Here is a 25776-nt window from a genome sequence, read left to right as displayed (position 1 = left end):
GGCCTGCTCCCGGTGCGCCGGATGCGGCGCACACCGGTACGACGACCGGGCGGCCCGCAGGGTTCCCCCGCGCAGGGTGGCGCACCTCATACCTCGGCCCCCGGCCCCTGCGTGGGACGCAGGATCCTGGCCATCGCCTCCCGGCCCCGCGAGCAGCGCGACTTGACCGTCCCCTCGGCCACCTCGAGCACCGCGGCCGCCTCGGCGACGCTCAGCCCGTGCAGGTCGACCAGGGTCAGCGCGAGCCGTTGCGCCTCCGGGAGCTCGGCCAGGGCGGCCCGCACGTCGAGCCGCACGTCGACCGCGTGGTGACCGTCGCGGGGCTCCACCGGCTCGTGGTCCTCGATGTCGGCGGTCGGACGGACGCGACGCAGCCGGTCCAGCGAGGCGTTGACCGTGATCCGGTGCAGCCAGGTGGTCAGCTGGGCGTCGCCGCGGAAGGAGGCGGCCCGGCGGAAGGCGTTGAGGAAGGCGTCCTGGACCGCGTCGGCGGCCATCTCCCGGTCCCGGGTGGTGCGCAGCGCCAGCGCCCACATCCGGTCGCGGTGCCGGCGGAAGATCTCCCCGAAGGCGTCCGCGTCGCCCTCCACGTGCAGCCTGATCAACGTGTGGTCGTCGAGCTCGGTCAGGTCCCTCGTCACGGCTGGCGCACCCGTCGTGCTCACCTGACGGTGATCTCCCGCACGCTGACGACCTCTCCCTCGGGGGAGGTCCACGCGCGGGTGAACCACACGACGAGGTAGCGCCCGGTGGCCGGCTCGTCCGGCGTCACCGTCCAGGTGCCGCTCGCGGCGTCGTCGCTGCCGAGCTCGGTCGCGCCCGCGATCGTCGGCTGGTCGGCGAGGTATGCCGTCACGCCCACGTCGCCCTCGCCGAGCTGCACCTCGACCTCGCTGACCTGCGCACCCTCGCCCAGGTCGAGGACGAGGCCGGTGCCGGTCTTCAGGCCGCCCCAGCCGGGGGAGAGGTAGGTCTGCGAGCTCCAGGCCGTGTCCGGGTCGCCATCCACGGCGAGAGGGGCGTCGGCGGCGTTCTCGTCGCCGTCGCCCTGCGGATCGAAGGAGTCGATGCCGAGCACCGGCAGGCCGCCGCCGGCGGCCGGCGCGGCCGCTGTCGGGGTGTCCTGCGCATCTGCGGAACCGGTCGGCCCGTCCTTGCCCTCGCCGGCCGCGCCCGCCCCTGCGGTCGACCGCGTGCCGTCGGTGGCGGAGGCCGTCGTGGGAACGCCCGCCGGTGGGGTGTCGTCCCCGAGACCCCGCAGCGCGCTCCACCCCAGGACGGCGACCAGGCCGAGCAGACCGACGAGCACGAGCATGATGGCCGCGGTCTGCGCGCCGGTGCCGCGCTCCTCGCGCAGGCCGGAGGCGTCCGGGCCGGCTCCGCGGTCCGCGACCTGCGGGGCGGGCCGGACGGGGCGGTCGGTGCGCGGGGAGATCCGCTCCCCGGTGCTGCGGACCCCCAGGAGCTCGGCGGCGGAGGGTCGTCCGCGCGCCTCGTCAGGGAGCGGGTCGGCGGCCCGGTCGTCGGCGCCGACCCCGAAGATGCCGCCGGTGCGGTCGTCGCCGCGCGCGGATCCGTGGGTGGCGCGGTCGTGGCGCCCGAGGGCGCCGTCCTCGCGGGGAGGCCGGGGCACCCGGGTGGTCGCGTCCGGGTCGTCGCCCTCGCCGGCGGGCAGGTGCTCGGTGTCCGTCGGGTGGGTCGCGGCCGCGACCGCACTGGCCGTCGACGACGCCGGCGCGGCGCCCCGGTCGGAGGGCTCGGAGGGGGCGCTGAAGGAGGTGGGACGGGTGCCCCGGACCATCTCCGAGGACCACGGCGCGAGCTGGCGGGCCAGCTCGCCGGGGGTGCGGGGCAGGCCGCCCATCGCGCTGTCCGTGCCGTGCACCATCCGGCACAGCGCGTCCAGGTCGCCGGGCACGCCCCCGACGACCTCCGAGGGAGCGAGCAGCGACCCGTCGGCCAGGCGGCGCGCGGGGCGCAGCCCGGGCAGGTCCTCCCCGGGCCACCGGCCGGTCAGGCCGGTGTAGAGCAGGGACACCAGGTCGGCGGTGTCGATGATCGAGGCCTCCGCGGAGGTGACGTCGTCGGTCCCCTCCAGCGCCGAGGCCACCCCGACCCCCGAGATCTTGACCGTGCCGTCGCTGGTGCGCAGCACCGAGTGCGGGTTGAGGTAGAGGTGGTGCAGGCCGCGGCGGCGGGCGGACTCCAGGCCGGCCGCGGCCTCGCCGACGATGCGGCGGACCTCCTCGGCGGCCAGCGGCTCCTCGGCGACGAGGGAGGCGAGCGACTCGGCCTCGCTCAGACCCTCCTCGACGACCCAGCTCAGACCGTCCTCGGTGCCGACGTCGAGCACCCGGACCAGCCTCGGGTCGTCCACGGAGGCGACGCGGCGCGCGCCGTCGAGGGCGGCCTGGGCGGTCGCCTCGAACTCGCCGGTGGCGGGCAGCACCGTGACCGCCACCAGCCGGCCCAGCGTGACGTCCCGGGCGGACCAGTACTCCAGGCTCCCGCCGTCGCGTCGGGCCAGCAGCTCGTCGAGGGCATAGCGCTCCCCCAGGACGGTGCCCACCTCGAGCCTGTCCATGTCCTCGTCCTTCCCGCCGTCCCCGCTGCTCGCGGGCCGGTCCCACCCTAGTGTGCCCGCAGCGGACCCCTCCGCTGCCCGGGACGCGCTCGAGGGATGGTCCTCGTCGGCCGCCTCCCCGGATCCCTCCCAGGGTATGTCGTGCCACGGCAGGAGCGGGAGCACCCCGCTGTCGTCGCCCGGGGGCACCGACGGCTCGGTATGGGGTGCCCGCCCGCCCCCGGGGTCGCCGCGGTCGCCGCCCGCGTGGTCGTCGCCCCGGCCGGACGCCTCCCCCGAACCCTCGCCGGACGTGCTCCGCGCGAGCAGCCGCTGCCCGCCGGGCACCCGCCGCAGCAGCGGGGCGGCGGCCTCGGCGAGCTCGGCGACCCCGAGGAGGTGGGCGCACACGGCATACACGAGCAGGAAGAGGATCCCGCAGGCCGCGAGCGGGACGACCACCTGGAGCCACTCGGGCAGGCCGATGCTCGCGGTGCGCACCAGCTCCCTGGGCACGAGCACCCGCATGAGCAGCCAGGTGGGGACCGCGGCCGCGGCGGCCGCGGCCACCGCGCGCAGGCCGGTGCGGAGCACGCCGTGCAGGTCGACGCCGGGCAGGCGCCGGCGCACGGCGCGCACCCCCAGGACGGCCGCGGTCGTCTGACCCAGCGCCTGACCCGCCCCGACCAGCACCGCCGCGGTCGCCGGGGAGGTGAGGCGGGCGAGGAGCAGGACGACGAGGAGCACGCCGGTGATCGCCATCTGGAAGTTCAGCGGGGTGCGGGCGTCCTCGAAGGAGTAGAAGACGCGGGCGCAGAGCAGGTAGACCCCGTAGGGCACCAGTCCGACGGTGAGCACGGTGAGGATCGGCGCCATGTCCCGCGGGTCGGCGTTCTCGGGGAAGATCACGCGCACCACGTAGGGGGCGAGCACGATCATCGCCAGGGCGAGCGGCACCATCGAGGTCACCAGCAGCCGCATGCCCCGCGCCGTGTGCTGGGCCATCTCGTCCAGCGCGTCGCGCGCGGCGGCCTTGGACAGCACCGGGTAGATCGCGGTCAGCAGCGACAGCGCGATCAGGGAGTGCGGGAGGATGTAGATGAGGAAGGCGTTGTCGTAGGCCGCCTTGGCCGGGGCGGTGGGCGCGGCGACCGCGACCCAGGCCAGCACGTTGTAGACGAACAGCATGCCCAGCTGGCTCAGGCCCACGTCCGCCAGCGACCAGCCGGCCATCCGCGAGGCCGAGCCCAGGCCCACGCCCCGGAAGCCCCACCGGAAGCGCCAGGTGAAGCCCGTGCTGCGCACGGCCGGGACCAGCACGACCGCCTGGAGCAGGATGCCCAGGGTCGCCGAGCCGGCCAGCAGCCAGATCATGCCGGGCGTCCACGCGTCCAGCGGGATGCCGCCCTGCGTGGGCGGCACGGCCGCGCCGGGGTAGCGGCGCATGAAGACGACGATGCCGCTCAGCGCCACCACGTTGGCGAGGGCCGGGGACCACATGAACGCCGCGAACCGGTGGTGCGCGGCGAGGACCTGGCCCATCAGGGTGTGCAGCCCGTAGAAGAGGATCTGCGGGATGCACAGGTAGGCGAACAGGATCGCCAGGCTCAGCTCCGGACCGCCCCAGGGCCACTCCAGGTTGTAGAGCTTGGTGACGAACGGGGCCGCCGCCACGAAGACGACCGTCCCGACGACGAGCACGCTCAGCGCCAGCGTCAGCAGCCGGTCGGTGTAGTCCTTGCCCTGCTCGCCGCGCAGCAGCGCCCGGGTGATCTGCGGGAGCAGGACGACGTTGAGGACGCCGGCCGCCAGCAGCACGTAGATGGTGTTGGGCAGCGAGTTCGCCGCCTGCCAGACGTTGGCCGCGGGAGTGGTCAGGCCGATCGCGGCGGTGAGCAGGGACACGCGCAGCAGCCCGAGCACGCGGGAGACCAGCGTGCCGCCGGCCATCACCAGGCTGGACCGGGCCAGGGAGGCTGCGCTGCCCTGCGAGGCCGCGCCGTCCCGTGACGCCGAGCTGTCCTGCGAGCCGCTCATCGCGCTCCTCCCTCGGGGCCCTGCGCCTGGCCCGGGTCGTCGTGGCCGGTGGGCGCGGTCGCGCCCGCCCGGGGGCGCAGGGCGCGGACCAGCCCCAGGACGAGGACCAGGCCGGCGGCGGACCCCAGGACCCAGTAGATCCAGACGCCGGTCGGACGCACCCGCACGGTGACCCTGGCGTCGTCGCCCAGCCGTGTCCCGTTGGGGGCGGTCAGCTGCGCGGTGACGGTCGTCTCCCCGCGCGTCACGGCCTGCGCGGTGAAGGAGACGGTGGCGCGGCTGCCCGCGCCGATCGAGATCGGCCCGGGCTGCTCCACGATGCGCAGCAGGCTCCTGTCCGGGACCACCCGGACCCGCACGTCCTCCACGTCCACCGGCAGGTCGTTGACCACGGTGACCTGCATGATGCCGCTGTCGGAGAGGAAGTTGACGGTGCTGGGGTTGACGTGGACGCCCTCGGCCGCGTCGTCGCTCAGCCCGCGCAGGGTGCGCAGGGTGGTCGGCCAGGCCGCCGGTTCCCCGCGCCACCGGGTCGACCAGAGCTGCGCGAGCACGGGGGGCCACGACTCCAGGCTCGGCGCGTCGGAGAACACCTGGCGCAGGCCCTGGAGCTGCCGGTCCACACGGACCAGGTCGCGCACCCGGCCGGCGTCCAGCGCCGGGCGCTGCGGCAGGACGGCCTCGGCGAGACCACCGAGCACCTCCGGGTCGGGGGGCGACCCGGTGAGCTCGACGGGAGGGATCCGCCCGGCCTCCGCGAGCAGCTCGTCGGCTCCTACCGCGGCCGTCCACGGCGCCTCCCGGAGCCCTTCGGACAGCGCCGCGAGCACCTCGTGCGGCACCTCGGTGCCCCGCCGGGGGCCGTAGACCAGCGACCGGGGGGCGTCGGGCTGCTGGAGGTAGGCGGCGAGGTTGTCCGCGAGGAGCTGCTGGACCGCCGCGCCGATCCCCTCGGCCAGCGCCGTGTCGCCGGCGGTCGCGAGCAGGCCGGCCGCCCTGGAGTCGACGCCCAGGCCGGTGAGGTCCGGCACGCCCAGCACCGGGGCCGCGGCCGTGCCGACCGGTTGGCGGGACCCGCCGGTGAGCGACTCGAGGGGCAGCACGACGACCGAGACGCCGCCCGGGCCGCGCGGCCGTCCGGCCCACAGCCGGTCCAGCCCGGTCATGTCGTCGACGGAGGGGGCCGCCAGCGCGGGCCAGGCCACGTCGTGGCGGCCGCGGTCCAGCAGCTTCTCGACCCGCTCGTGGTGCGCGGCCAGCGGCAGTCGCATCGCCGCCCGGGCGGTCGGTGCGCTCACCCCGAGCTCGAGGAGCGCGGCGACGTCCGGGTCCGCGTTCGGCAGCCACCACAGCCGCTGCGCCGGGACCCGCTCGAGACGGTCCCTGATCACGTCGAGCTCGTCCTCGACCACGTCCCGCGTCACCACGGTGGGGGTCCGCGCGCCGTCCCCGGCGGTGCCGAGGCCGCCTCCCACGTCCAGGCCCTGGTCGGCGGGGGAGCGGCGGGGAGGCGGTGCGGTCGCGGCCGTCGTGGCCGCGTCGGGGACGTCGCCGGCCTGGTCGCCCTCGCCGGTCCCGTCGCCCTGGCCGCCGGTGGACGTCGCCGGACCGGTGGAGGTCGCCGGACCGGTGGACGTCGCCGTTCCGGCGGGCGTCGCCGTCGCGGGCGCCGTCCCCTGCGCGTCCTCCCCGGTCGGCGTCGCCGACCCGGTGGCGTCCGAGGGCGACTGGTCCTGCGGGGCCTGCTCCTCGGGGGCCGGCGTCAGGCCCGGGGCGGGGTCGAGCTGCACGAGCAGGGCGGGGTCGACCACCCAGCTCACCTCCGGCAGGTCGAGGACGTCCAGCCAGGTGCGCACCGCCGACCCGGGCCCCACGGCGGCGTGCCAGGCCTCCTGCCGCTCCGTGTCGTCGGTGCTCGCGAGCGCGGGCTCGGCCGGCAGCGTCAGCGGGACCACCCAGGCGTGCTCGAGCGGGGTCGGGACCGCCTCGGCCCGGGCGACCGGGAGCACGGTCCGCAGCCGGGCCACGCCCCCGCCGTCCTCGTCCCTCGCCCGGACCTCGACCGCCAGCGCGGTCAGGTCCTCGGGCAGCCCCGTCATGGCCCCCGCGGGGATCTGGGCGCGGAAGGGCACGGTCTGTCCCGGGGCGAGCACCGGGCCCACCGCGTCCTCGGCCAGGACCCACCCGGCCTCCCGGCCCTCGCCCCCGCCGACCCAGTCCGCGACCTCCGCCCGCGACCCCAGCGGGGTCCAGGAGGCCCGGACCTGCACCGTGCCGAGCCGCTGCCTGACGGTGCCGTCGTTGACGAGCCGCCCGCGCAGCGCGACCGGTTCACCCACCCTCGCGACCGTGGGATCCACCTCGTCGAGCACCACCCGGATCTCCACGGCCACCTCGTCCTGGTCGGGTGGGGCGTGCGCGGAGGGAGTCGTCGCGAGCGCCGTGCCGGTGCTGGTCGCCGCGACGGCCGTCACGGGCGTCACCAGGGCGGTCGTCACCGCTGTCAGGATGGCGACGAGCGTCGCGGCCGCCCTCGGGCGAGCCGCCCACGCTGCTCGGCGGGCAGGGGCGCTCACGACGTCGTCAGGCGCTCCGGGTCAGGCGCGTCCACGCCTCCCGTGCGATGCGGCGCTCGTTGGGGAAGGTCAGCTTGCGGTGCACCTCGTCCAGCGGCACCCAGATCGCGTCGATGGCCTCCTGGTCCGGGTCGTTGTCCACGGTCAGGCAGCCGCCGACCGCCTCGAGCAGGTAGTGGTAGACCATCTTGTGGATCCGGTGGGAGGGGGTGGTGAACCAGTACTCGATCGTGCCGAGCGTGATGAGCACCCGCCCCTCGATCCCCGTCTCCTCGGCGACCTCGCGCTCGGCCGTCTCCACGAGGGTCTCGCCCGGCTCGACGTGACCCTTGGGCAGGCACCACTCCACCCGTCCGGACCGGTTGCGCCGCGCGATGATCGCGATCCGCGCCCGCCCCTCGTGCACGTCGATCACGACCCCGCCCGCGGAGGTCTCGCTCACCGACGGCAGCCGTCTGACCGACGGCTGGCGGTGCGAGGCGGTGGTCATCCCCACACTGTAACCAGTGGTGCGCGGGACGCCCACAGATGAACGCCCGCCCCGCGAGTCCCCTCTACCATGGACCCGATGTCCACTCCCCCCACGGCCGACGCGGCCCTGCTGCTGCGTGCGCTGCAGCATCTGCGCCCGACCCTGCCGCTGCTCACCGAGGTCGGCGAGCTGTTCACCGCCGCCGGGCACGAGCTCGCCCTCGTCGGCGGTCCCGTGCGCGACGCCTTCCTCGGCCGGCCCTCGCCCGACCTCGACTTCACCACCTCTGCGCGTCCCGACGAGATCGAGCAGGTGCTCGCCGGCTGGGCGGACACGACGTGGGACGTCGGCCGCGACTTCGGCACGATCGGCGCCCGCCGTGGCGACCGGACGCTGGAGATCACCACCTACCGCGCCGACGCCTACGACGAGGACTCCCGCAAGCCGGTCGTGGCCTTCGGCGACAACCTCGAGGACGACCTCGTCCGCCGCGACTTCACGGTCAACGCGATGGCGCTGCGCCTGCCCGACCTGACCTTCACCGACCCGCACGACGGACTGGGCGACCTGGCCCGCCGGGCGCTGCGCACACCGCATACCCCGGAGGTGTCCTTCAGCGACGACCCGCTGCGGATGATGCGTGCCGCCCGGTTCGCCGCCCAGCTGGGCCTGGTCCCGGCGCCCGAGGTCCTCGCGGCGATGACGGGTATGGCGTCGCGCCTGGCGATCGTCTCCGCCGAGCGGGTGCGTGAGGAGCTGGTCAAGCTCGTGCTGGGCGCCGACCCCCGCGCCGGCCTGGAGGTCATGGTCGACACCGGCCTGGCCGACCAGGTGCTGCCCGAGCTGCCCGCGCTGCGCCTCGAGGTGGACGAGCACCACCGGCACAAGGACGTCTACGAGCACAGCCTCACGGTGCTCGACCAGGCGATCGCGCTGGAGGACCCGCCCCTGCCGGACGACGCCGGCGCGGGGGACACCCGTGCGCAGGCCCCCGCGGAGCAGGACCCGTCCGAGGAGGACCGCGTCCCCGGCCCGGACCTGGTCCTGCGCCTGGCCGCGCTGCTGCACGACATCGGCAAGCCCGCCACCCGGCGCTTCGAGCCCGGCGGCGGGGTCAGCTTCCACCACCACGAGCTGGTGGGCGCCCGGATGACCCGCTCCCGCCTCAAGGCCCTGCGCTTCGACAAGGAGACCGTCAGGGCGGTGTCGCGGCTGGTCGAGCTGCACCTGCGCTTCCACGGCTACGGCTCCGGGGAGTGGACCGACTCGGCGGTGCGCCGCTACGTCACCGACGCCGGGCCCCTGCTGGGGCGGCTGCACAAGCTGACCCGCTCGGACAGCACCACCCGCAACCGCCGCAAGGCCGCCCGCCTGGCGGCCACCTACGACCACCTCGAGGAGCGGATCGAACGGCTGCGGACCGAGGAGGAGCTGCGCGCGGTACGCCCGGAGCTCGACGGCAACCAGATCGGCGAGGTCCTCGGGATCCCGCCCGGCCCGCTTCTCGGACGCGCCTACAAGCATCTGCTCGCGGTCCGGCTCGACCAGGGTCCGCTCGGCGAGGACGGTGCGCGCCGGGAGCTGCTGCGGTGGTGGGCCCGGCAGCCCGAGTCGCAGGCCTCCGCGACGGACTGACCAGGTCCCTGGGACGACGGCCGGGAAGACCGGCTCAGGCGGTGCTCGGACTCCGCGCCGGTTCGTCGGTGGCCGGGGTGAGAGCCTGCCGGTCGGGCGCCCCTCCGGGCTCCTCCGCCACGCGCCACAGGACCCACGCCCACGCGGCGGCGCGCAGCACGACGAGCATGCCGTAGGTCTCCGGCGGCAGCCCCCGGCCCGGGTCGCTGGCGAAGGCGATGTGCAGCCAGGTCGCCAGGAAGTGGACGGTCTCCACGCTGGCCCACAGCAGGTGCTCCCACCACGCCCGGGACGACAGGGCCAGCAGCGGCAGCACCCACAGCCCCGACTGGACCGACAGCGAGGGCGCGGTGAGCGCGACCACCGCGGTCATCGCTGCGGCCAGCTGGACCACGCCCGGGCGTCGGCCCGGCCGGCCCACCAGCCAGACGCCCACACCCAGCGCGACCAGCCACCCGGCGACGGCGATCACCGTGGTCGTGACCGGCAGCAGCGGGGTGCCGAAGAGCCGGGGCACCATCTGCAGGGCGCCGTAGCCCGCCTCCTGGCCCCACCACTGCACCGCCCCCGTGAGCGAGCGCGGTTCGAGCAGCTGGAGCGGGACGACCAGCGCGAGCGCCGCCAGGACGGCTCCGACGACGACCTGACCGGCGCGCAGCAGCTCGGTGCGGGCGGCGGTGTCCCGGGTGGCTCCCGGCGTGCCGTCCCGCTGCGGCCGCACCTCGAGCGCTGCACGGCGCCGGGCGAGCAGGACGATCGCGGCGATCCAGACCAGCGGGAAGGGCCGCACGAGCAGCGCCAGGCCCAGCAGCGCCCCGCCGGCCCATCCGTGGCCGCGCCGCCAGGCCCACAGACCCAGGAGGGTCAGGGCCACGCCCAGCAGGTCGGTGGAGACGAGCGCCAGGGTGACCAGGACGGGGCTGACCGCCAGGTGAGCGGCGTGCCACGGGCGGCGGGGCAGCATCGCGACCGCGGCCAGGGTGGCCGCGGCGAGCAGCAGCACGCAGGCCACCGCCCAGAGGCCGAACACCCAGTCCTGGGCGGCCAGGCCCTCACCGGCCGAGGGGGAGACCCGGGCCAGCACCCACATGACCAGGCCGGACAGCGGCGCCTGGTCGGAGGGGATCTCGCCGCTCCAGGGCAGGTGGCGCGCGGCCAGCGGCGAGCTGACGTGCACCACCGGCAGGTCGGAGTAGCAGGCCCGCCAGAACTGGTCGGGCGTGCTCCAGCCCTTCGTCAGGCAGTGGCCCTTCTGCCAGACGCCGAGCGCCAGCATCACGGTGCCGAGCACGGTCAGCGCGGCGGCCACGCCGCTCAGCCCGCGCGCCCCGACCACCGCGTAGCGGCCCAGCGGCCCGCCGACGACGGCCGTGGCGCGGGCGACGACAGGGTCGGTCCACGAGGGCACGCGGTAGGGCACGTCGCGGCGCGTCCGCTCCCGGGTGACCCTCATGGGGACCAAGGGTAGGTCCGGCTCAGCCGGTCGGGCGCGGGGCGTCCTGCCCCGGTGGCCCGCCACCCTGCCCCGGTGGCCCGCCACCCTGGCCCGGTGGCCCTCCGCCCTGGCCCGGCGGCGCGCCGGTGCCGGGATCCGTCGGCGTCGGTGAGGTGGGCGCCGGCGGGCTGGGCGCGGGGGTGGTGGGTGCGGGCGCCGTGTCGGTGGGCGGCGGCGCCGTCTCGGTGGGCTCGGGGGAGGTCGGCTCGACCGAGGTGGTCTCGGTCGGCTCCTCGCTGGTCGTCTCGGTCGGCTCCTCGCTGGTGGTCCGGGTCGGCTCGTCGGTCGGCGAGGGCTCCGGCTCCTGGTCGACCGTCCCGGTCACCTGCGGCGCCTCGGTGGTGGCCAGGACGTCGCCGACGCCGACGCGCGGCGGGAACGGCACGACCTCCTCGCCCTCCATCGCCAGCCGCATGAACTCGCCCCACACCTGGGCGGGGAAGGTGCCGCCGGTCACCTGGTCCAGGCCACCGACGTCCTGCATCGGCACGGTGCCGTCGCCCTTGTACATGACCACGCCGGTGGCCAGCTGCGGGGCGAACCCGTCGAACCACGCCGAGACGTTGTCCTCGCTGGTCCCGGACTTGCCGGCCACCGGCCGGCCCACGTCGCCGGCGGTCGTGCCCGAGCCCTGCGTCATCACGTAGGTCATCGCGTCGGTGACGTCAGCCGCGACGTCGGCGTCGACGCCGTCCTCGGTCTGCGGGTCGGCCTCGTAGGTCACGTCGCCGGAGGCGGTGGTCACCTGCTGGACCAGGTACGGCTCCGCGCGCTGGCCCTCCGCGGCGAGCGTGGCGTAGGCGTTGGTCATCTCCACCAGCGTCGGGGAGGCGGTGCCCAGGACGTTGGTCAGGTCGGTGCCCAGGCCGGGGGTGTCCTCCGGGATGCCGAGGTCGACCGCCGCCTCGACGGTCTTCTCCGGGCCGATCAGCTCGTTGAGCTGGACGTAGATGGTGTTGACCGACTCGGCCAGCGCGATCCGCAGGTCCAGGGTGCCGAAGGAGACGTCGCGGAAGTTGCGCACCTCGACCTCGCCGTCCCCGGTGCCGAACGTCATCGGGCTGGGTCCCTCGAAGGTCGTGAGGGTGTCGACGCCGTCGGCCACCGCGGCCGTCAGCGTGATCGGCTTGAACAGCGAGCCGGCCTGGACCCGTGCCGAGGTGGCCGCGTTGAGCTGGGTCTGCTGGTAGTCCTCGCCGCCGTACATCGCGGTGATCGCACCGTCGCCCGGGCGCACCGCGGTGAGGGCGGTGGTGATGTCGCCGGTGCCCTCCCCGGTCGGCCGGAAGGCCTTGACCGCCTTCTTGGCGGCGTCCTGGTGCTTCTTGACGATGGTCGTGGTGACCCGCAGGCCGCCGGTGTCGATCTGGGCGTCCTCCAGGCCCAGCAGGTCCCGCAGGTCGCCGCGGACCTCCTGCGCGACGTACCCCTCGACCCCCTGGGCGGCGCTCGTCGGCGAGGGCTCGCGGACGTCGGGGAACGTCATACCCTCGCGGGCGGAGGCGTCCAGCCACCCCTCCTGGACCATGCCGTCCAGGACATAGTTCCAGCGCTGCTGCGCACGCTCCTGGTTGCCGTCGGCGTAGTCGGGGTCGAACAGCGAGGGGGCGTTCATGACCGCGGCGAGGAAGGCTCCCTCGGACTCGGTCAGGTCGGAGACGTCCTTGCCGAAGTAGGCCTCGCTGGCGGTCTGGATGCCGTAGGCTCCGCGCCCGAAGTAGATGACGTTGAGGTAGTTGTCCAGGATCTCGTCCTTGGACTGCTCGTTGTCGATCTTGATCGAGATCATGATCTCGCGGAACTTGCGGGTCAGCGTCTGGTCGGCGGTCAGGTAGTAGTTCTTGACGTACTGCTGGGTGATCGTCGACCCGCTCTGCACGGTCCCGCCGGTGAGGGTGCGCCACGCCCCGCGCAGCGTCCCGCTGACCGAGACCCCCTCGTTGTCGTAGAAGCTGCGGTCCTCGGCGGCGAGCACCGCCTTCTGCACGTGGTCGGGCACCTGCGAGAGCGGCACGTCCTCCCGGTCGTAGCCGCCGGTGAACCTCGCCAGCTCGGTCTGCCCGTCGGCGTAGTAGAGGATCGTGCTCTGCGCGTCGGCGAAGTCGTTGGGGGCAGGCACCTCGGTGCGGGCGTAGGCGACGGCGAAGGCTGCGGCCAGGACCGCGACCGCGAGCAGGCCGAGGCCCACCAGCCAGATCAGGGCACGGCGCCAGCGGCCGGGCGGGCGGCGCCGGCGGGTGGCCTGCGCCTCCTTGCGGGTGCGCGGGGACGGGGTGGAGGGGCTCACGGGCACATTGTGCACGGTGGTCGCTGGGAGAAGCGTCGGAATCAAGCGGTACCGTGCATGGTTGTGCTTCAAGCGGGCGGTCTGGCTGGGCCGCCCGAGGCGTGAGTCAAGGAGAGATGACCTGATGGGTTCGGTGCGCGTGGCGATCGTCGGTGTGGGCAACTGCGCCAGTTCCCTCGTCCAGGGCGTGGAGTACTACAGGGACGCCGACGCGACCGCGACCGTGCCAGGACTGATGCACGTCCGGTTCGGTGACTACCACGTCGGCGACGTGGAGTTCGTCGCCGCCTTCGACGTGGACGCCAAGAAGGTCGGGACCGACCTGGCCGAGGCGATCAACGCCAGCGAGAACAACACCATCAAGATCGCCGACGTGCCGCCCAGCGGCGTGGTCGTCCAGCGGGGGCCCACCCTCGACGGGCTGGGCAGGTACTACGCGGAGACGATCGAGGAGTCCGACGCCGAGCCGGTCGACGTGGTCCAGGCGCTGCGCGACGCGCGCGTCGACGTGCTCGTGTCCTACCTGCCGGTCGGCAGCGAGGCGGCCGACAAGTTCTACGCCCAGTGCGCCATCGACGCCGGCGCCGCCTTCGTCAACGCGCTGCCGGTCTTCATCGCCTCCGACCCGGAGTGGGCCAAGAAGTTCGAGGACGCGGGCGTCCCGATCGTCGGGGACGACATCAAGAGCCAGGTCGGCGCGACGATCACCCACCGGGTGATGGCCAAGCTGTTCGAGGACCGCGGCGTGCTGCTCGACCGCACCTACCAGCTCAACGTCGGCGGCAACATGGACTTCAAGAACATGCTCGAGCGCGAGCGGCTGCAGTCCAAGAAGGTGTCCAAGACCCAGGCGGTGACCTCCAACGTCACCCACCGCTTCGAGGACCGCGACGTGCACATCGGTCCCTCGGACTACGTGCAGTGGCTGGACGACCGCAAGTGGGCCTACGTGCGCCTCGAGGGCCGCGCCTTCGGCGACGCCCCGATCAACCTGGAGTACAAGCTCGAGGTGTGGGACTCGCCGAACTCCGCCGGCATCATCATCGACGCCGTCCGCGCCGCCAAGATCGCGCTGGACCGCGGCCACGGCGGCCCCGTCATCGGCGCCTCCGCCTACCTGATGAAGTCCCCGCCCGTGCAGATGCCCGACGACCAGGGCCGGGCCGAGGTGGAGGCCTTCATCCGCGGCGACGCCTGAGCCGGGCACGACCGGCGCCTGCGACGATGGCGCCATGCCAAGCAGACCCGTCCGCGCCGGCGGTCCCGTCGTCCGCGTCCGCGTCCTGCTCCTCGCCCTGAGCGTCGACGCGCTGCCCGCCGACCCGCCGTGGGACCCCGGCTCGCACCGGTGGCCCTGGACGGCCGCCGCGGGCGGTCCCGCCGGCGACACCCGCGGGTATGACGTCACCCACCTCCCCGTGGCGCGTCCCTCCCGCGCGGGTGGGTTGGCGCGGGCGGCGCTCGCGCGGGTGCGGCACGCCGGTCGGGCAGATCGCGGTGGCGACGGCGACGGCTGGGCGCTGGACCTGCGCAGCAGCACCGAGCTGCCAGGCCTGCTGCGGACGACCGACGTGGTGTGGGCACTCGACGCCGGCACCGAGGCCGCGCTCGCGACCGCTCCCGAGCTCGTGGGCGGCCGTGCCGTGCTGCCCGCAGCCAGCTGGCCGGCCGGCGGGCGCGCCCTGGCCGGGCTGGACCGGCTGCTGGAGGAGGTCGAGGCCCGACCGCGGGGCGGACGCACCAGGGTGTCCCCGGCCGACCTGCGCCGCTGGCGGGAGACCGCCGAGGGCCTGAGCGCGGCCGGCCTGCCGGACGCCCTGCGGCCGCTCGACGCGGTCACCGAGGCCCTGCGGGTCCACCGGGTGCGCCGTCGCGCCGCAGCTGCCGACCGGGCGGCCGTCGCCCTCGACGCCGCCGACTGGCCGCAGGACCCGCGCGGCGCCTCCGGCCTGGCCGGGCGCCGGACGGCCGCCGACCTCTCCCTGGGCACGCTCCGGTGGGAGGAGGTGGACGAGGACGAGCTCGCGGCGGTGGCACGGGCCGCCGTGCGTGGTGCCGACGAGGCCCTCGCCGCCGACGAGCCCGCCCTGGCCCTCGCCCGGCTCGGGGACGCGCTCTCGCTGCTCTTCCACCGCGCCCTGCACGCCGAGGTGCCCCGTAGCCCGCTGGTCGAGGACCCGGCGGTCTACCTCGCGCCCCTGCGCGGGTCGAGCACCTACCGGACCCTCCTGATGCCCGGCGGCGCGTCCGCGCAGCCGACCGCCGCACCCACCGCGCCGGCAGGTCGCCCGCCGGGCGACCGGCCCGGCGTGCTCGTCGTCACCGGTGCCTACGGCGCCTTCCACGGCGGCGTCGTCGCCGCGCTCCGGCAGGCCGCCGAGGTGACCGTGAAGGACCTGGCCGCCGAGCACGACGCGCTCTCCGCCAAGGTCCTCGACCCGTCGACGCTGCCGGCCCTGGCGGCCCTGATCGCGCGCGTCGGCGCACAGGGTGGCGGCGGCGAGGACCGGCCCGCGTGGGTGGACCGCCGGCTCGCCCGGCAGGTCGCCGGAGTCGCGGCGTCGGTGGAGGAGGCGCTCGCGGGGCAGGACGTGGTCCTTGCCGACTGGGCGGACCCGGCCACGGTCTGGGTCTCCCACCTGTGCCCGCCGACGACCCGGCTGGTCGTGCGCGTCCACGCGCTCGACGCGCTGGACCCGTGGCTGCACCTGGTGCGCTGGGACCGGGTCGAGCGGGTGGTGACGGTCAGCGAGCCGCTGCGCTCGCTCGTCGCCGACCTGCTCGCCGCGGTGAGCGACGTCCCGGTGCCGGTGGAGGTCCTCCCGCACGCGGTGACCCGCCTGCCCGACCTGGCGAGGGACAAGACGCAGACCGCCCGCACCACCCTGGGGATGATCGGGTGGGGCCGCCGCGTCAAGGACGTCCACTGGGCCCTGGACCTGCTGGAGCGGGACCCGGCCTGGGAGCTCGTCCTCGTCGGCGCCGACTTCCCCCGGTCGGTCAACCCGGTGGTCGAGCCGTTCGTCACCCGGCTGCGGGAGCGGCTCGCCTCGCCCGGGCTGCGGGACCGGGTCCACCTCGTCGGCCAGGTCGACGACGTGGGCGAGCCGCTGCGCAGGATCGGGGTGATCCTGTCCACGAGCGTGCGCGAGTCGTGGCACGTGGGCCTCGTCGAGGGCGCGGCCTCCGGCGCCGTCCCGGTCGTCCGGGACTGGCCCCTGCTCGCCTCGCGTGGCGGCCCTCGCACGCTCTTCCCCGACGAGTGGGTGGTGGACGACCTGGACCAGGCCGAGGCGCGGGTTCGCCGCGTCACCGCGCCGGGCGCCTGGGCGCAGGAGGGGGCGAGGGCCCGGGAGCAGGCGCTCTCGCTCTTCGACCCCGACGCGGTGGGTGAGGCCTACCGCAGGGTGCTGCTGGGCGTTCCAGCGCCGGACTGAGGGCCGCCCGTCAGCGGGTGCGCACCCACTCCGGGTCGCGGCCGAACCAGCGGCGGACCACGGCGGCGACGGCGCCGGTGAGCACGTCCTCCTCGGGCAGCAGGTGCACCTGGACCCGGTCGGTGGTGATCGCGCACTCCTGCTCCTCCTGCAGGAGCAGCACCGAGGGCTCGAGCACCACCAGCCGGTCGAGGTGCACCGGCTCGGTGCGGCTCAGCGCCTGCCAGGTGGGCCCGGAGACGACCCGGTCGAACCAGCGGTCGTGCATCTCAGCCCGCTCGGCCCCGACGTCCTCCGGCCGCTCGAGGTGCCACAGACCGGTGCGCACCGAGGACCACCCGGAGGGCAGCCGCCATACCCCGCAGGCCCGCCCGGGCTCGACGACCGGGTCGGCGGAGAGGTCGGCGAGGTAGGCGGTGTCCAGCCGGTCCGCGCTCCGGTGCTGGTGGGTGCCGCGGACGTAGGGCAGCGGCGCGGGCAGCGGCCGGCGGCGCCCGGCCCGGTGCCAGGCGCGGTAGGTCCCGCGGAAGGCGAGGCGCTCCGGCGCGGTCCAGCCCAGGGCGAAGTCGCTGCGGGACAGCGAGCCGCTCCGGAGCCGGCTCAGGCCGAGCGGGGTGCGGGTGGAGACCAGCTCGCCGAGCTCGGTGGCCAGACGCTCGGCGTACTCGCTGTCGGCGCCCTTGCGCACCGGCAGGTAGGGTCCGGCCCGCCGGACGGCGTCGGCGCGGACCATGAGGGAGGAGGCGTTGATCCGGACCGGGCGGTAGCCGAGCCACTGGTGGGTGAGGTCGTCGTGCACGCGCACCGCCAGGGCACGGCTGGCCGGAGCATCGGGCCGCTCCGCGAGCAGCGCCACCTGGGCCGCGACCCGCTCCGGGTGCGACCAGTCGTCGGCGTCCTGGAAGGTGATCAGCGAGCCCCTCGCCTCGCGCAGCGCGTCGTTGCGGGCCAGGTAGCTCCCGCCGTTGGTCGGTCGGCGCAGCAGCCGCACGCGGTCGTCCAGCTCCAGAGCCTGCTCGAACCAGGTCTCGTAGTCGGTCCCGGAGGCGTCGTCCACGAGGAGGACCTCCAGCGCACCGTGGCTCTGCGCGGCCAGCGAGGCGACCGCGGTGAGCAGCCCGGCGTCCGGACGGAAGCAGGGCACCACGACCGTCACCAGCGGCCCGTCGACGCTGCCTGCGACCACGTCCGGCACGACCAGCCGGTCGAACGGCAGGTCGTCGCCGTGCGGGCGGACCTGCAGCGGGGCGAGCCCGTGCGCCACGAACGGGGCGGAGAGCAGCTCCTCCCAGGCGCGGCGGGCCTCCTCGTCGGGCGGGCCGGCGGCGGGCGAGGTGTGAGCGTCGGGCCGGTGCGCCCACGGGTTGGCCAGGTCGGCGTCCAGGAAGGGCTGCATCCCGGCCGGCAGCCGGGTCAGCAGCGGCAGCAGCCGGCGGACCTCGTCGGGCAGCCCGGTGAGCATCAGCGTCTGCGCGGCCAGCTGGTGGTGAGCTGGTGCCAGGTCGTCCCGGGCGCCGTCGGCGAACAGCGCACGGTAGGCGAGCGCGGCGGCCCTGAGCTCATCCTGGCCCCGGGCCTGCCCGGCCCAGGTCATCGCCAGCGCGGCCAGGACGCGGCCGGGCCGGCCGTGCAGCAGCTCGGGCGGCAGCTCCCCGGCCAGCGCCATCCGCAGCAGGTCCTGGTCGCCGAGGTCCGTCCCGGGCACGGAGCGGGCCAGGGCCTCGCGGGCGGTCGTCGACCGGGTCCGCAGCGCGAGCCCGGCGACGTGCATGGGCCGCCGGTCGGCGAAGACGCTCGACAGACGCTCGACGCTGGGGTCCGGGCGCTCCGGAGGGGGCGGCACGGCGCCATCATCAGCCACCAGGTGCACGCGAGGCAACCACGCCCGCGCCGACAGGGGAGAATGGCGCTCGCGCCCGGGGCGCTACCGGCCCGGGCCACGGCGAGACGAGGAGGCGGCATGGCGGTGGAGAGGGCGCGGGCGGCGCTGCGCAGGGCGGTGCCGGGGATCGCCTGGCGGGACGAGCGGCTGGCCGAGCGCGCCGCCCAGGTCGAGGAGCTGCGCCGCAGGCTGCGGCAGGTCGAGCAGCAGCTCGCACGGCAGCAGGAGCCGCGTCGGGACGCGACCCGGCCCGGCCGGAGCACCGCGCCCTCCTTCCGGCAGCACGTGCACGAGCTGCGCCGCGGGGTGGAGGAGCTGCGCGCGCTGGACCCGGGCGCCGGCCACCCCCTGCTGCAGGTGGCGCGCAAGCTGCGCAACCACCGCCTTGCCGCCAGCCACGGCGTGCCGGTCCCGGAGGTCCTCTCGGTGTGGCGTGCGGCGGACCAGATCGACCTGTCGGGGCTCCCGGACGAGTTCGTCCTCAAGTCCGACGGTGGCGCCGGCGGCCACGGGGTGCTCCCGCTGCGGCGGGTGGCGCCCGACCGCTACCGCCTGGTCGGCGGGGGCGGCGACCGTGCGGAGGAGGACGATGCGCCGGACCTGTCCGGGGCGGATGTCGTGGAGCACTACCGCACCGCGTCCAGGGTGGAGGGGCCGTTCTTCGCCGAGGCCATGCTCGTCCGGCCCGGCGTGGAGGGGCTGCCCGACGACATCAAGGTCTATGCCTTCTACGGCGAGGTGGGCCAGGTGCTGCTGCGGCGGATGGACGTGCACGCCGACCTGTCGAAGGCCCGCTACCGCTTCCTCGGGGGCGACGGCGCCGACCTCGGGCCCGACGCCTCGACCACCCACCGGATCGACCCGTCGATCCCGGCGCCGGACGACCTGGAGACCTACCTCGACCTGGCCCGCCACCTCTCCCGGGCGATGGCCCTGCCGTTCGTGCGGGTGGACCTCTACGAGACCGCGGCCGGCCCGGTCCTCGGCGAGCTCACCCGCGGCCCCGGCGGCGCCCAGCTCTACCGCAAGGACCACGACGCGGCGATGGGCCTGCGGTGGGAGCGGGCGCAGTACCGCCTCGACCTCGACGTCCTCGCCGGGCGTCCGCTGGCCAACCTGCACGGCGAGCACCCCGCCGTGGACCACTACCCGCAGGGTCACCCGTCGCAGGCCGCCGGCTGGCCGGTCGTCACGGCACCGTGCGCCCGGTGGTGCGGCGCGGTGCCGGCCCCGGTCTGAGGTCCGGAGGACGCGATCCGCTGCGGGCCGGCACCTCCGGGCCGGTCACGCCGCGTCGAGGGTCCCGAACTCGCGGTGCCGCAGCAGCCCCACCCACTGCTCGCGCGTGTTGCGCAGGAAGTGGTCGGTCCCGGTGGACCAGGTGTGCCCGGAGGGGTCGGCGTTCCGGATGTAGAGGTAGCCGATGTCGTGCGGCTGGTAGATGCTGCCACCCTGCCGACGGAGCGCCCTGATGAGCTGCGTGTCGACGGCGCGGGGCACGTGCGGCCACCCCCCGACCGCGGCCAGGTCGGCGGGGCTGAGCAGGAAGGTGCTTCCGGCCACCCGGTGGGTGAAGCTCTCCCGGACGCCGTAGAGCCGGCGCACGGTGGTGTCGAGGGCCTCGAGGTAGACGACGGTCGTGCTCTTGCCGACCAGCGTGGCACCGGAGTACCCGTGCGCCATGACGAGGTCGCGGACGTGGTCGTCGCTCATGTAGTCGTCGTCGTCGACCTTGGAGACGAGATCGCCGGAGGCGCACGCCCAGGCGTCCTGCAGGACCGAGCCGAAGACCTGGTCGGCGGGGAACTCCCGGACCACGAGAGGGCGTGCGCCCGCGGCCAGGGCGAGCCCCTCGGGGGCCGGGCAGCCGTGCAGCCCGACGACGATCTCCAGGTCCGGGTAGTCGACGCGGGCCAGCCGCTCCACCAGCGGCCGGACCAGCTCGCACCGCCGGCTGACCAGCACCAGGCTCAGGCTCGGCCAGCGGGGGAGGAGGGGACGCAGGGCCGCGCGGCGCTGCACGACGGCGTGCACGTCCCACGCCAGGTCTCCGGCGCGCCCGCCGGTCGACGGCGCCACGCGCGCAGCCAGGTCCGCCGGCAGCTCGGCCAGCACCGACGGGCTCAGGGTGCCGCTGACGACGGTGCCCCGCGCGACGGCCCGGTGCAGGAAGGCGGCGAGCTCGTGGGCGGCGTGCTGTGGCAGGCCCGGCTCCTCGACGCGCAGCTCGTGCACCTCGTCGAGGTGCGGCAGGAGGGAGTCCAGGCCACCGTCCCACCGGCCCCGGCGACGGTGCCCGAGGTGCCAGCCCTCCGCCGTCGTGCGCAGCGTGCGCACGGTCATCCCGCTGGAGTCGGGGACACGGCCGACAGGGTTGTCGATCCTGATGTCCACCCGGCGAGCCTATCGGTGCCGGGGCAGGCCGGCGGGCCGTGGCTACGATGACCGGGTGAGCGAGCTGCAGGTCGTCCTCGACGGACGCGGGGCGCGTCCGGAGGAGCGGGCGGTCGCGGCCGCCACCCTGCTGGCCCAGGTGGACCAGACCCTGCTCGACCCCGCCACCGCGTCGCTGCGCCGCGACATCCCCCTCCTCGTCGTCCCGGGCCGGGCCGCGCTGGCCCGCGGGGCCGTGCGCCGGGTGCTCGCCGACCTGGCCACCCCCGGCAGGTGCCTGACCTGCGTGCTCCTGCCCGGCGACGGCCTGCTGCGGGTCGCGGCCTGGGCGCCCCGCTGGCTCGCGGACTGGCAGGGCAGTCTGGCCGACCTCGTCGACGCCGACCTGGCCTTCGACCGCGAGCATCTCCCGACCGGCTCGCCCCTGGCCCGTGCGTGGCTGCGCGCCGACGCCGTCGGGGTGTCGGCCGCCGCCGACGTCGGCGCGGACCCGGCGGGCTGGGCACGCCGGACGGGTCTCCTCCTGGACCGTGACGCGGTCGTGGCATCGGTGCGCGCCCCGCTCGGTGCGGCCCGCCGCCGCATGGCCAGGCGGGGTCAGCGCCGCTCCCGGGATCAGGTCCTGCGGTAGAGCCAGCCCGCCTCGCGCTCCCGCGCCGTCCGGTAGACCTGCGAGCTGCCGGGCAGCAGGTGCTCGACCGGGTCCGGCCCGCGCACGTCGGCCACGCTGACCTCGGAGGTGAAGCGCAGCTCGGCACCCGCGCGTGGACCCACCGGGGTGCGCGCGTCGGGCACCGGGCGCCCCGGCTGCGGTCGCAGGACCGGCTGCTCGGTATGCCGCGACCGCCCTGCCAGGTCGACCACCAGGTCGGCGGTCTCCCGGCCGCCGGTGGGCGCCTCGAGCCCGGCGCACGCCTCGCGCAGCTCCTCGCGGACCTGCGGGTCGAGCAGCCGGGCGACCGCCGGCTCCAGCCCGTGCGTCCCGGGGACCAGCGCGGCGCCCCGCGCGCAGACCCCGGCCGCCCTGGCCTCCTGGTCGTCGGTGACGTGGTGGACGCTCGGCACCAGCAGCGTGGGGACCCCTGCGGAGAGCAGCTCGTGCACGGAGTTGTAGCCCGCGGCGCCGACGGCCGCGTCGAAGGCGGCCAGGTGCCGGGCGAGCGGATAGACGTCGTCGAGCACGACCACCCGTGCGCCCCGGCCGTGCCTCTCACCCCCGCCGACGGCGTGCCTGGCGATCGCCTGCCGGGTGACTGCCACCACCCACTCCGGACCCCGCGCCGCCAGGACCTCGCGGACCTGCCCAGCGGTCTCCTCGACCGAGCCCAGCGCGCCGGACCCCGGGGCCAGGAGGAGCACCGGCCGGTCCTGGGGCAGACCGAGGGCCGCGCGGGCCTCCTGCCGGGTGCTGGCGGGCAGGACGTCGGTCAGGCTCACCGGCGGCACCCGCTCGGCGTCGGTCCGCCCGGCGAGGGGGCCGCGGTCGGCGGCGCCGCCGAGGTCGCCGGGCTGCACGACCAGGTCGAAACGGCCCGAGACCGCCAGCTGCGCGCTGGGAGCCTGGGGACGCCACATACCCCGGCGCATCCACGCGAAGCCGACCTCGGGCATCAGCTCGCGGGCCTCCAGCAGCCCGGCGTAGGGCACCACCCCGTCGAAGACGACCGCGCTCGCGCCGGTCTCGGCGGCGAGCGAGACGAGCCGGTCGCGCAGGTAGTGGTGCCAGCGGTAGGAGCGGTAGCGCGTCCGCAGCGCGCGCCGCCACCCGGCCGGGGGGAGCCAGCCGGACTCGCGGCTCGGGCAGTACTCGTAGCGGATCCGCCGCTCGCGCGCCCCGGGCAGCTCGCCGGAACGGTCGGCCGCGGCGACCCGCGGCAGCGCCCCGGACAGCGAGAAGACCACGGCGTCCATCCGCCGCGGCCCGCTCAGCGCCGTCGTCAGCTGGCGGGACAGGTGACCCATGCCGACGCCGTTGCTGGTCATGAGGATGACGACCGGCGGCGCTGGCATGGGGGCAAGGCTAGCGCCGCGCGGTGGCCATAGAGTGACCACCGATGACGCTGCACCCGATCTGCGAGTACCTCGACCTGCCGAGCGGCGAGCCCCGGCTGCGCGTGGCGGTGCGCCTGCGCTTCGCGGACCGGCCCGAGGGGGAGCGCTACCTCCTGAGGTGCGTGGACCGGCGCGGTCGCCCCGTCGCCCGGGCCGTCGCCGAGGTCACCCCCCGGGTCAACACCGTGGGCACCTGGACGCGCTCGCAGCTGGTCTTCGAGGTCCCGGCCGGTGACCTGCCCGACGGCTCCGTCCGGCTCGAGGTCGCCGCGGCCGCGCCGGGAGCCACCGCCTACCCGGTCCAGCCGAGCGCCGGGCTGCTGGCCGCCTCGCGCCGCACCCGGCTGCGTCCCGACCGGTGGGTCCAGGCGGTCCCCGCCGCCGGGCGCGCCGCGGTCTGGCTGCGGCTGGCGTCCGACACCCGCCTGGGCAGGCTGTCGTGGATAGCGGCGGACTGGCTGCGCGAGCTGGCCTTCGTGGCCCACGCCCGCCGGTTCACCTGGGTCCGGGCGGCGCGCCTGGCGACCCGGCCGTTCGTGCCCAGGGGGCCGGTCTGGCTGGTCGGTGAGCGTCCGGAGACCGCGCGCGACAACGGCCGCGCCCTCTTCGAGCACCTGCGCACGACCCGTCCGGACGCCCCGGTGTACTACGTCATCACCGCGGACAGCCCGATGCGCGGCGCCGTGGAGCCGCTGGGCAACGTCGTCACCCACTCCTCCTGGCGGCACCGGGTCCTGATGCTGCACGCGCAGGTGCTGGCCAACGCCTACTCGGTCAAGCACATGCTGCCCAGCCGCTGGCACCCCGGCGCCTACATGAAGCAGGCCGCCTGGCGGACCGGTGCCCACCGGGTCTACCTCAAGCACGGCGTCCACCTCAGCCCGTACGCCGTCAAGCGCGCCAACGGGGGCTACGACCTGCTCGCGGCGGTCGGGGACCGGGAGGCCGAGGCGCTGCGCGCCACCTCCGGATACGACGAGGAGGTGGTCGTCACCGGGCTCGCGCGCTACGACGCGCTGGTGCGGCCGGCGGAGCGCAGCGGGACGGTGCTGTTCATGCCCACCTGGCGGCGCTACCTGGTGCCCACGCTGTTCAGCGGAAACGACGAGTCGCAGGTCGCCTACGAGGGCTCGACCTACCAGCGTTTCGTCACCGACCTGCTCGGCAGCCCCCGGCTGGCCGAGCTGCTCGCCCGCCACGACCTGACGCTGCAGGTCGTCCCGCACTACAACCTGGGCTCGCTGCTGCGTGCCGACGACCTCGCCTCGCAGCGGGTCCGGGTGCTCGACGCGTCGACGGCCGACATCCCGGGTCTGCTGCGCTCCTGCGACCTGCTGGTCACCGACTACTCCTCGGTGCAGTTCGACGTCGCCTACGTCGGCACCCCGGTCGTCTACTGCCAGTTCGACGCGGAGGAGTACACCGCCGGGCACAGCGCGTTCTCCTGGTTCGAGACCGCGCGGGACGGGTTCGGGCCGGTCACCCGTGACGTCGAGGGCACGATCGGGGCGATCGAGCGGTATGCCGTCTCCGGCTTCGAGCGCGAGCCGCTCTACGAGGAGCGGGTCCGGTCGGTCTTCGCCCACCACGACCGGCACAACGGCGAACGCCTCGCGCTCGCGATCGACGAGCTTCTCAGACGCGGCGCCTAGCTAGCGGCACCACTGCGAGCAGTCCACGACCGTGCGCCCGAAGTTGACCGGCGAGCGGGGCCGCTCGTCCGGGGGGTAGAGGCGCAGATCGGCCAGCGTGCCGAACAGAGGTCCGGCGGGACGACCCGCGCTGAGGTCGGCCTGCAGGCGCGCGCTGCCCTCGAGCCAGCGCCGGCCCAGGAGCTCGTCGTGCCCCTCCGTGAAGCGTGCGTTGCCCCCGTTCGGTGCTCGCGTGATCTCGCCCAGGACGATCCCCTTCGAGGTGTCGTAGAGGTCGACCCGGCAGAACGGCAGCCCGACGGCGCGGGACAGGTGGCGGGCCACCTCGAGCATCCGCGGCAGCGAGTCCGGCACCGGGATCGTGGGGTCGTGCGGCCGCCCGGGCGCCACCACCCCGTAGTCCACGCCGTTCTCGTCGACGAACTTCACCCGGATGGAGGAGGCCCGACCGTGCTCGCCGACCCGACGGAGGAGGACGTGACCGACCTCGCCGTAGAACATGTAGCACTTCACGTCGTCCGGGATGGGACCACCGTCGGCCGCGTGCAGCAGCTCCTCGGCGAAGAACGGCGCGCGCGCGGCGCGCCCCAGGGAGCGGATGCGCTCGCGCAGCTCCTCCTCGCTGACGTCGCCGCTGGCCCCGACGCGCTCGTAGCGGCCGTCCGCCTGCCGGCGCAGCGGGAACACCGCGACCGAGCCGGCGCCCCCGTCCGCCTTGACCACGAAGGAGTCGGGCAGCGCGGACAGGTCGATGGAGTCGACGTCCGGCCACACCGCGTAGATGTCGGGGACCGCGACCCCGTGGCTGGCGGCGAGCTCGAGGGTGCGCAGCTTGTAGGGCAGCTGCAGCGCGGCGGACTTGGTCGGCCGCCCCAGCCGGTCCTCGGTCCGGAAGGTGCGGACGTGCTCGCGCAGCGACTGGCGGTAGGAGGCCCTGGACAGGTCGTCCAGCCGGGCGTTCAGGTGCGTGGCCGCTGCGAGCCCGGCCTCGAGCTCGGCCACCGTGGCGCGCAGGTCAGCTGCGGATCCGCCGCCCGGGCTGCGTCGGCGCCGCACGCGCCGGTCGAGGATCGCCAGGCGGCTGCGCAGGTCGAGGACGACCAGGAGACCGAGGGCGACGAGGGCGAGAAGGCCGGTGGCGGCCAGTGCGGGTCGGTCGAGGAGGGCGGCGACGACGCTCGCCGCGGCGACCACGAGCACCGCCACCACGACGGCACGCTGACGGGGGGTCCTACCAAGCATCTGTCCACCTCACCCGGCCCCGCGGGAGGCGGGGCGCGTCCGTCGCCGACCG

The 25776-nt window shown here is 75.5% G+C and carries 16 protein-coding genes; 6 read left to right on the top strand and 10 right to left on the bottom strand.

Annotation, left to right across the window (positions count from 1 at the left end; translation table 11 throughout):
* Nucleotides 1–86 precede the first annotated feature (86 nt).
* From sigM to DV701_RS12110, 4 genes are read right to left on the bottom strand one after another with little or no spacing between them, the layout of a single operon-like run.
* On the bottom strand, nucleotides 87–641 hold the full coding sequence (gene sigM / locus DV701_RS12125; protein ID WP_114928589.1) for an RNA polymerase sigma factor SigM: 555 nt from the start codon (nucleotides 639–641) through the stop codon (nucleotides 87–89).
* Between the two features lie 20 nt (nucleotides 642–661).
* Entirely contained in the window at nucleotides 662–4600 is a 3939-nt protein-coding gene (locus tag DV701_RS12120; protein WP_114928588.1) for a lipid II flippase MurJ, read from the bottom strand.
* Nucleotides 4597–7176: a DUF6049 family protein gene (locus tag DV701_RS12115; protein ID WP_228255003.1), complete on the bottom strand. Its 2580-nt coding sequence runs from the start codon at nucleotides 7174–7176 to the stop codon at nucleotides 4597–4599. The genes DV701_RS12120 and DV701_RS12115 overlap by 4 nt, the downstream gene beginning before the upstream one ends.
* Before the next feature lie 7 nt (nucleotides 7177–7183).
* Nucleotides 7184–7666: an NUDIX hydrolase gene (locus tag DV701_RS12110; RefSeq protein ID WP_114928586.1), complete on the bottom strand. Its 483-nt coding sequence runs from the start codon at nucleotides 7664–7666 to the stop codon at nucleotides 7184–7186.
* Between the two features lie 78 nt (nucleotides 7667–7744).
* On the opposite strand from DV701_RS12110, the gene DV701_RS12105 reads away from it, so the two are divergent.
* Nucleotides 7745–9283: a CCA tRNA nucleotidyltransferase gene (locus DV701_RS12105; protein WP_228255002.1), complete on the top strand. Its 1539-nt coding sequence runs from the start codon at nucleotides 7745–7747 to the stop codon at nucleotides 9281–9283.
* 34 nt (nucleotides 9284–9317) lie between these two features.
* Here DV701_RS12105 and DV701_RS12100 read toward each other — a convergent pair whose 3' ends face one another.
* Together DV701_RS12100 and DV701_RS12095 are read right to left on the bottom strand one after the other, a co-directional pair.
* A complete protein-coding gene (locus tag DV701_RS12100; protein ID WP_162803002.1) occupies nucleotides 9318–10736 on the bottom strand; it encodes a hypothetical protein in 1419 nt (472 codons plus the stop codon).
* 22 nt (nucleotides 10737–10758) lie between these two features.
* Complete coding sequence (locus DV701_RS12095) at nucleotides 10759–13065, bottom strand: transglycosylase domain-containing protein (protein WP_114928583.1); 2307 nt, start codon at nucleotides 13063–13065, stop codon at nucleotides 10759–10761.
* Between the two features lie 124 nt (nucleotides 13066–13189).
* Between DV701_RS12095 and DV701_RS12090 the strand changes: the two genes are divergently transcribed.
* Together DV701_RS12090 and DV701_RS12085 are read left to right on the top strand one after the other, a co-directional pair.
* Nucleotides 13190–14263: an inositol-3-phosphate synthase gene (locus DV701_RS12090; RefSeq protein WP_114928582.1), complete on the top strand. Its 1074-nt coding sequence runs from the start codon at nucleotides 13190–13192 to the stop codon at nucleotides 14261–14263.
* A gap of 34 nt (nucleotides 14264–14297) precedes the next feature.
* The gene (locus DV701_RS12085) at nucleotides 14298–16502 is read left to right on the top strand and encodes a glycosyltransferase family 4 protein (protein WP_114928581.1); all 2205 of its coding nucleotides are present in this window, start codon (nucleotides 14298–14300) and stop codon (nucleotides 16500–16502) included.
* Nucleotides 16503–16512: 10 nt separating this feature from the next.
* Here DV701_RS12085 and DV701_RS12080 read toward each other — a convergent pair whose 3' ends face one another.
* A complete protein-coding gene (locus DV701_RS12080) occupies nucleotides 16513–18345 on the bottom strand; it encodes a glycosyltransferase family A protein (RefSeq protein WP_114928580.1) in 1833 nt (610 codons plus the stop codon).
* Nucleotides 18346–18462: 117 nt separating this feature from the next.
* On the opposite strand from DV701_RS12080, the gene DV701_RS12075 reads away from it, so the two are divergent.
* Nucleotides 18463–19623, top strand: a complete 1161-nt coding sequence (locus DV701_RS12075; protein ID WP_162803001.1) for an ATP-grasp fold amidoligase family protein — start codon at nucleotides 18463–18465, stop codon at nucleotides 19621–19623.
* Nucleotides 19624–19668: 45 nt separating this feature from the next.
* Here DV701_RS12075 and DV701_RS18275 read toward each other — a convergent pair whose 3' ends face one another.
* Nucleotides 19669–20778 (bottom strand): hypothetical protein, encoded by a 1110-nt coding sequence (locus DV701_RS18275; protein ID WP_162803000.1) that lies wholly within the window; start codon nucleotides 20776–20778, stop codon nucleotides 19669–19671.
* A 55-nt stretch (nucleotides 20779–20833) separates the two neighbouring features.
* Between DV701_RS18275 and DV701_RS12070 the strand changes: the two genes are divergently transcribed.
* The gene (locus DV701_RS12070; protein ID WP_114928578.1) at nucleotides 20834–21409 is read left to right on the top strand and encodes a hypothetical protein; all 576 of its coding nucleotides are present in this window, start codon (nucleotides 20834–20836) and stop codon (nucleotides 21407–21409) included.
* Here DV701_RS12070 and DV701_RS12065 read toward each other — a convergent pair.
* The gene (locus DV701_RS12065) at nucleotides 21394–22788 is read right to left on the bottom strand and encodes a glycosyltransferase (protein ID WP_162802999.1); all 1395 of its coding nucleotides are present in this window, start codon (nucleotides 22786–22788) and stop codon (nucleotides 21394–21396) included. The two genes, DV701_RS12070 and DV701_RS12065, sit on opposite strands and share 16 nt — an antisense overlap.
* 44 nt (nucleotides 22789–22832) lie before the next feature.
* On the opposite strand from DV701_RS12065, the gene DV701_RS12060 reads away from it, so the two are divergent.
* Complete coding sequence (locus tag DV701_RS12060; RefSeq protein WP_114928576.1) at nucleotides 22833–24482, top strand: CDP-glycerol glycerophosphotransferase family protein; 1650 nt, start codon at nucleotides 22833–22835, stop codon at nucleotides 24480–24482.
* On the opposite strand, the gene DV701_RS12055 is transcribed toward DV701_RS12060, so the two are convergent.
* Nucleotides 24483–25724 carry an ATP-grasp fold amidoligase family protein gene (locus DV701_RS12055; RefSeq protein ID WP_162802998.1) on the bottom strand — a complete coding sequence of 414 codons (1242 nt, stop codon included), beginning with the start codon at nucleotides 25722–25724 and terminating at the stop codon, nucleotides 24483–24485.
* Nucleotides 25725–25776: the final 52 nt, after the last annotated feature.

Origin of the sequence: Ornithinimicrobium avium (genome assembly GCF_003351765.1) — a bacterium.
Classification (GTDB): domain Bacteria; phylum Actinomycetota; class Actinomycetes; order Actinomycetales; family Dermatophilaceae; genus Ornithinicoccus; species Ornithinicoccus avius.
This window is presented reverse-complemented; position numbering and strand designations above follow the sequence as displayed.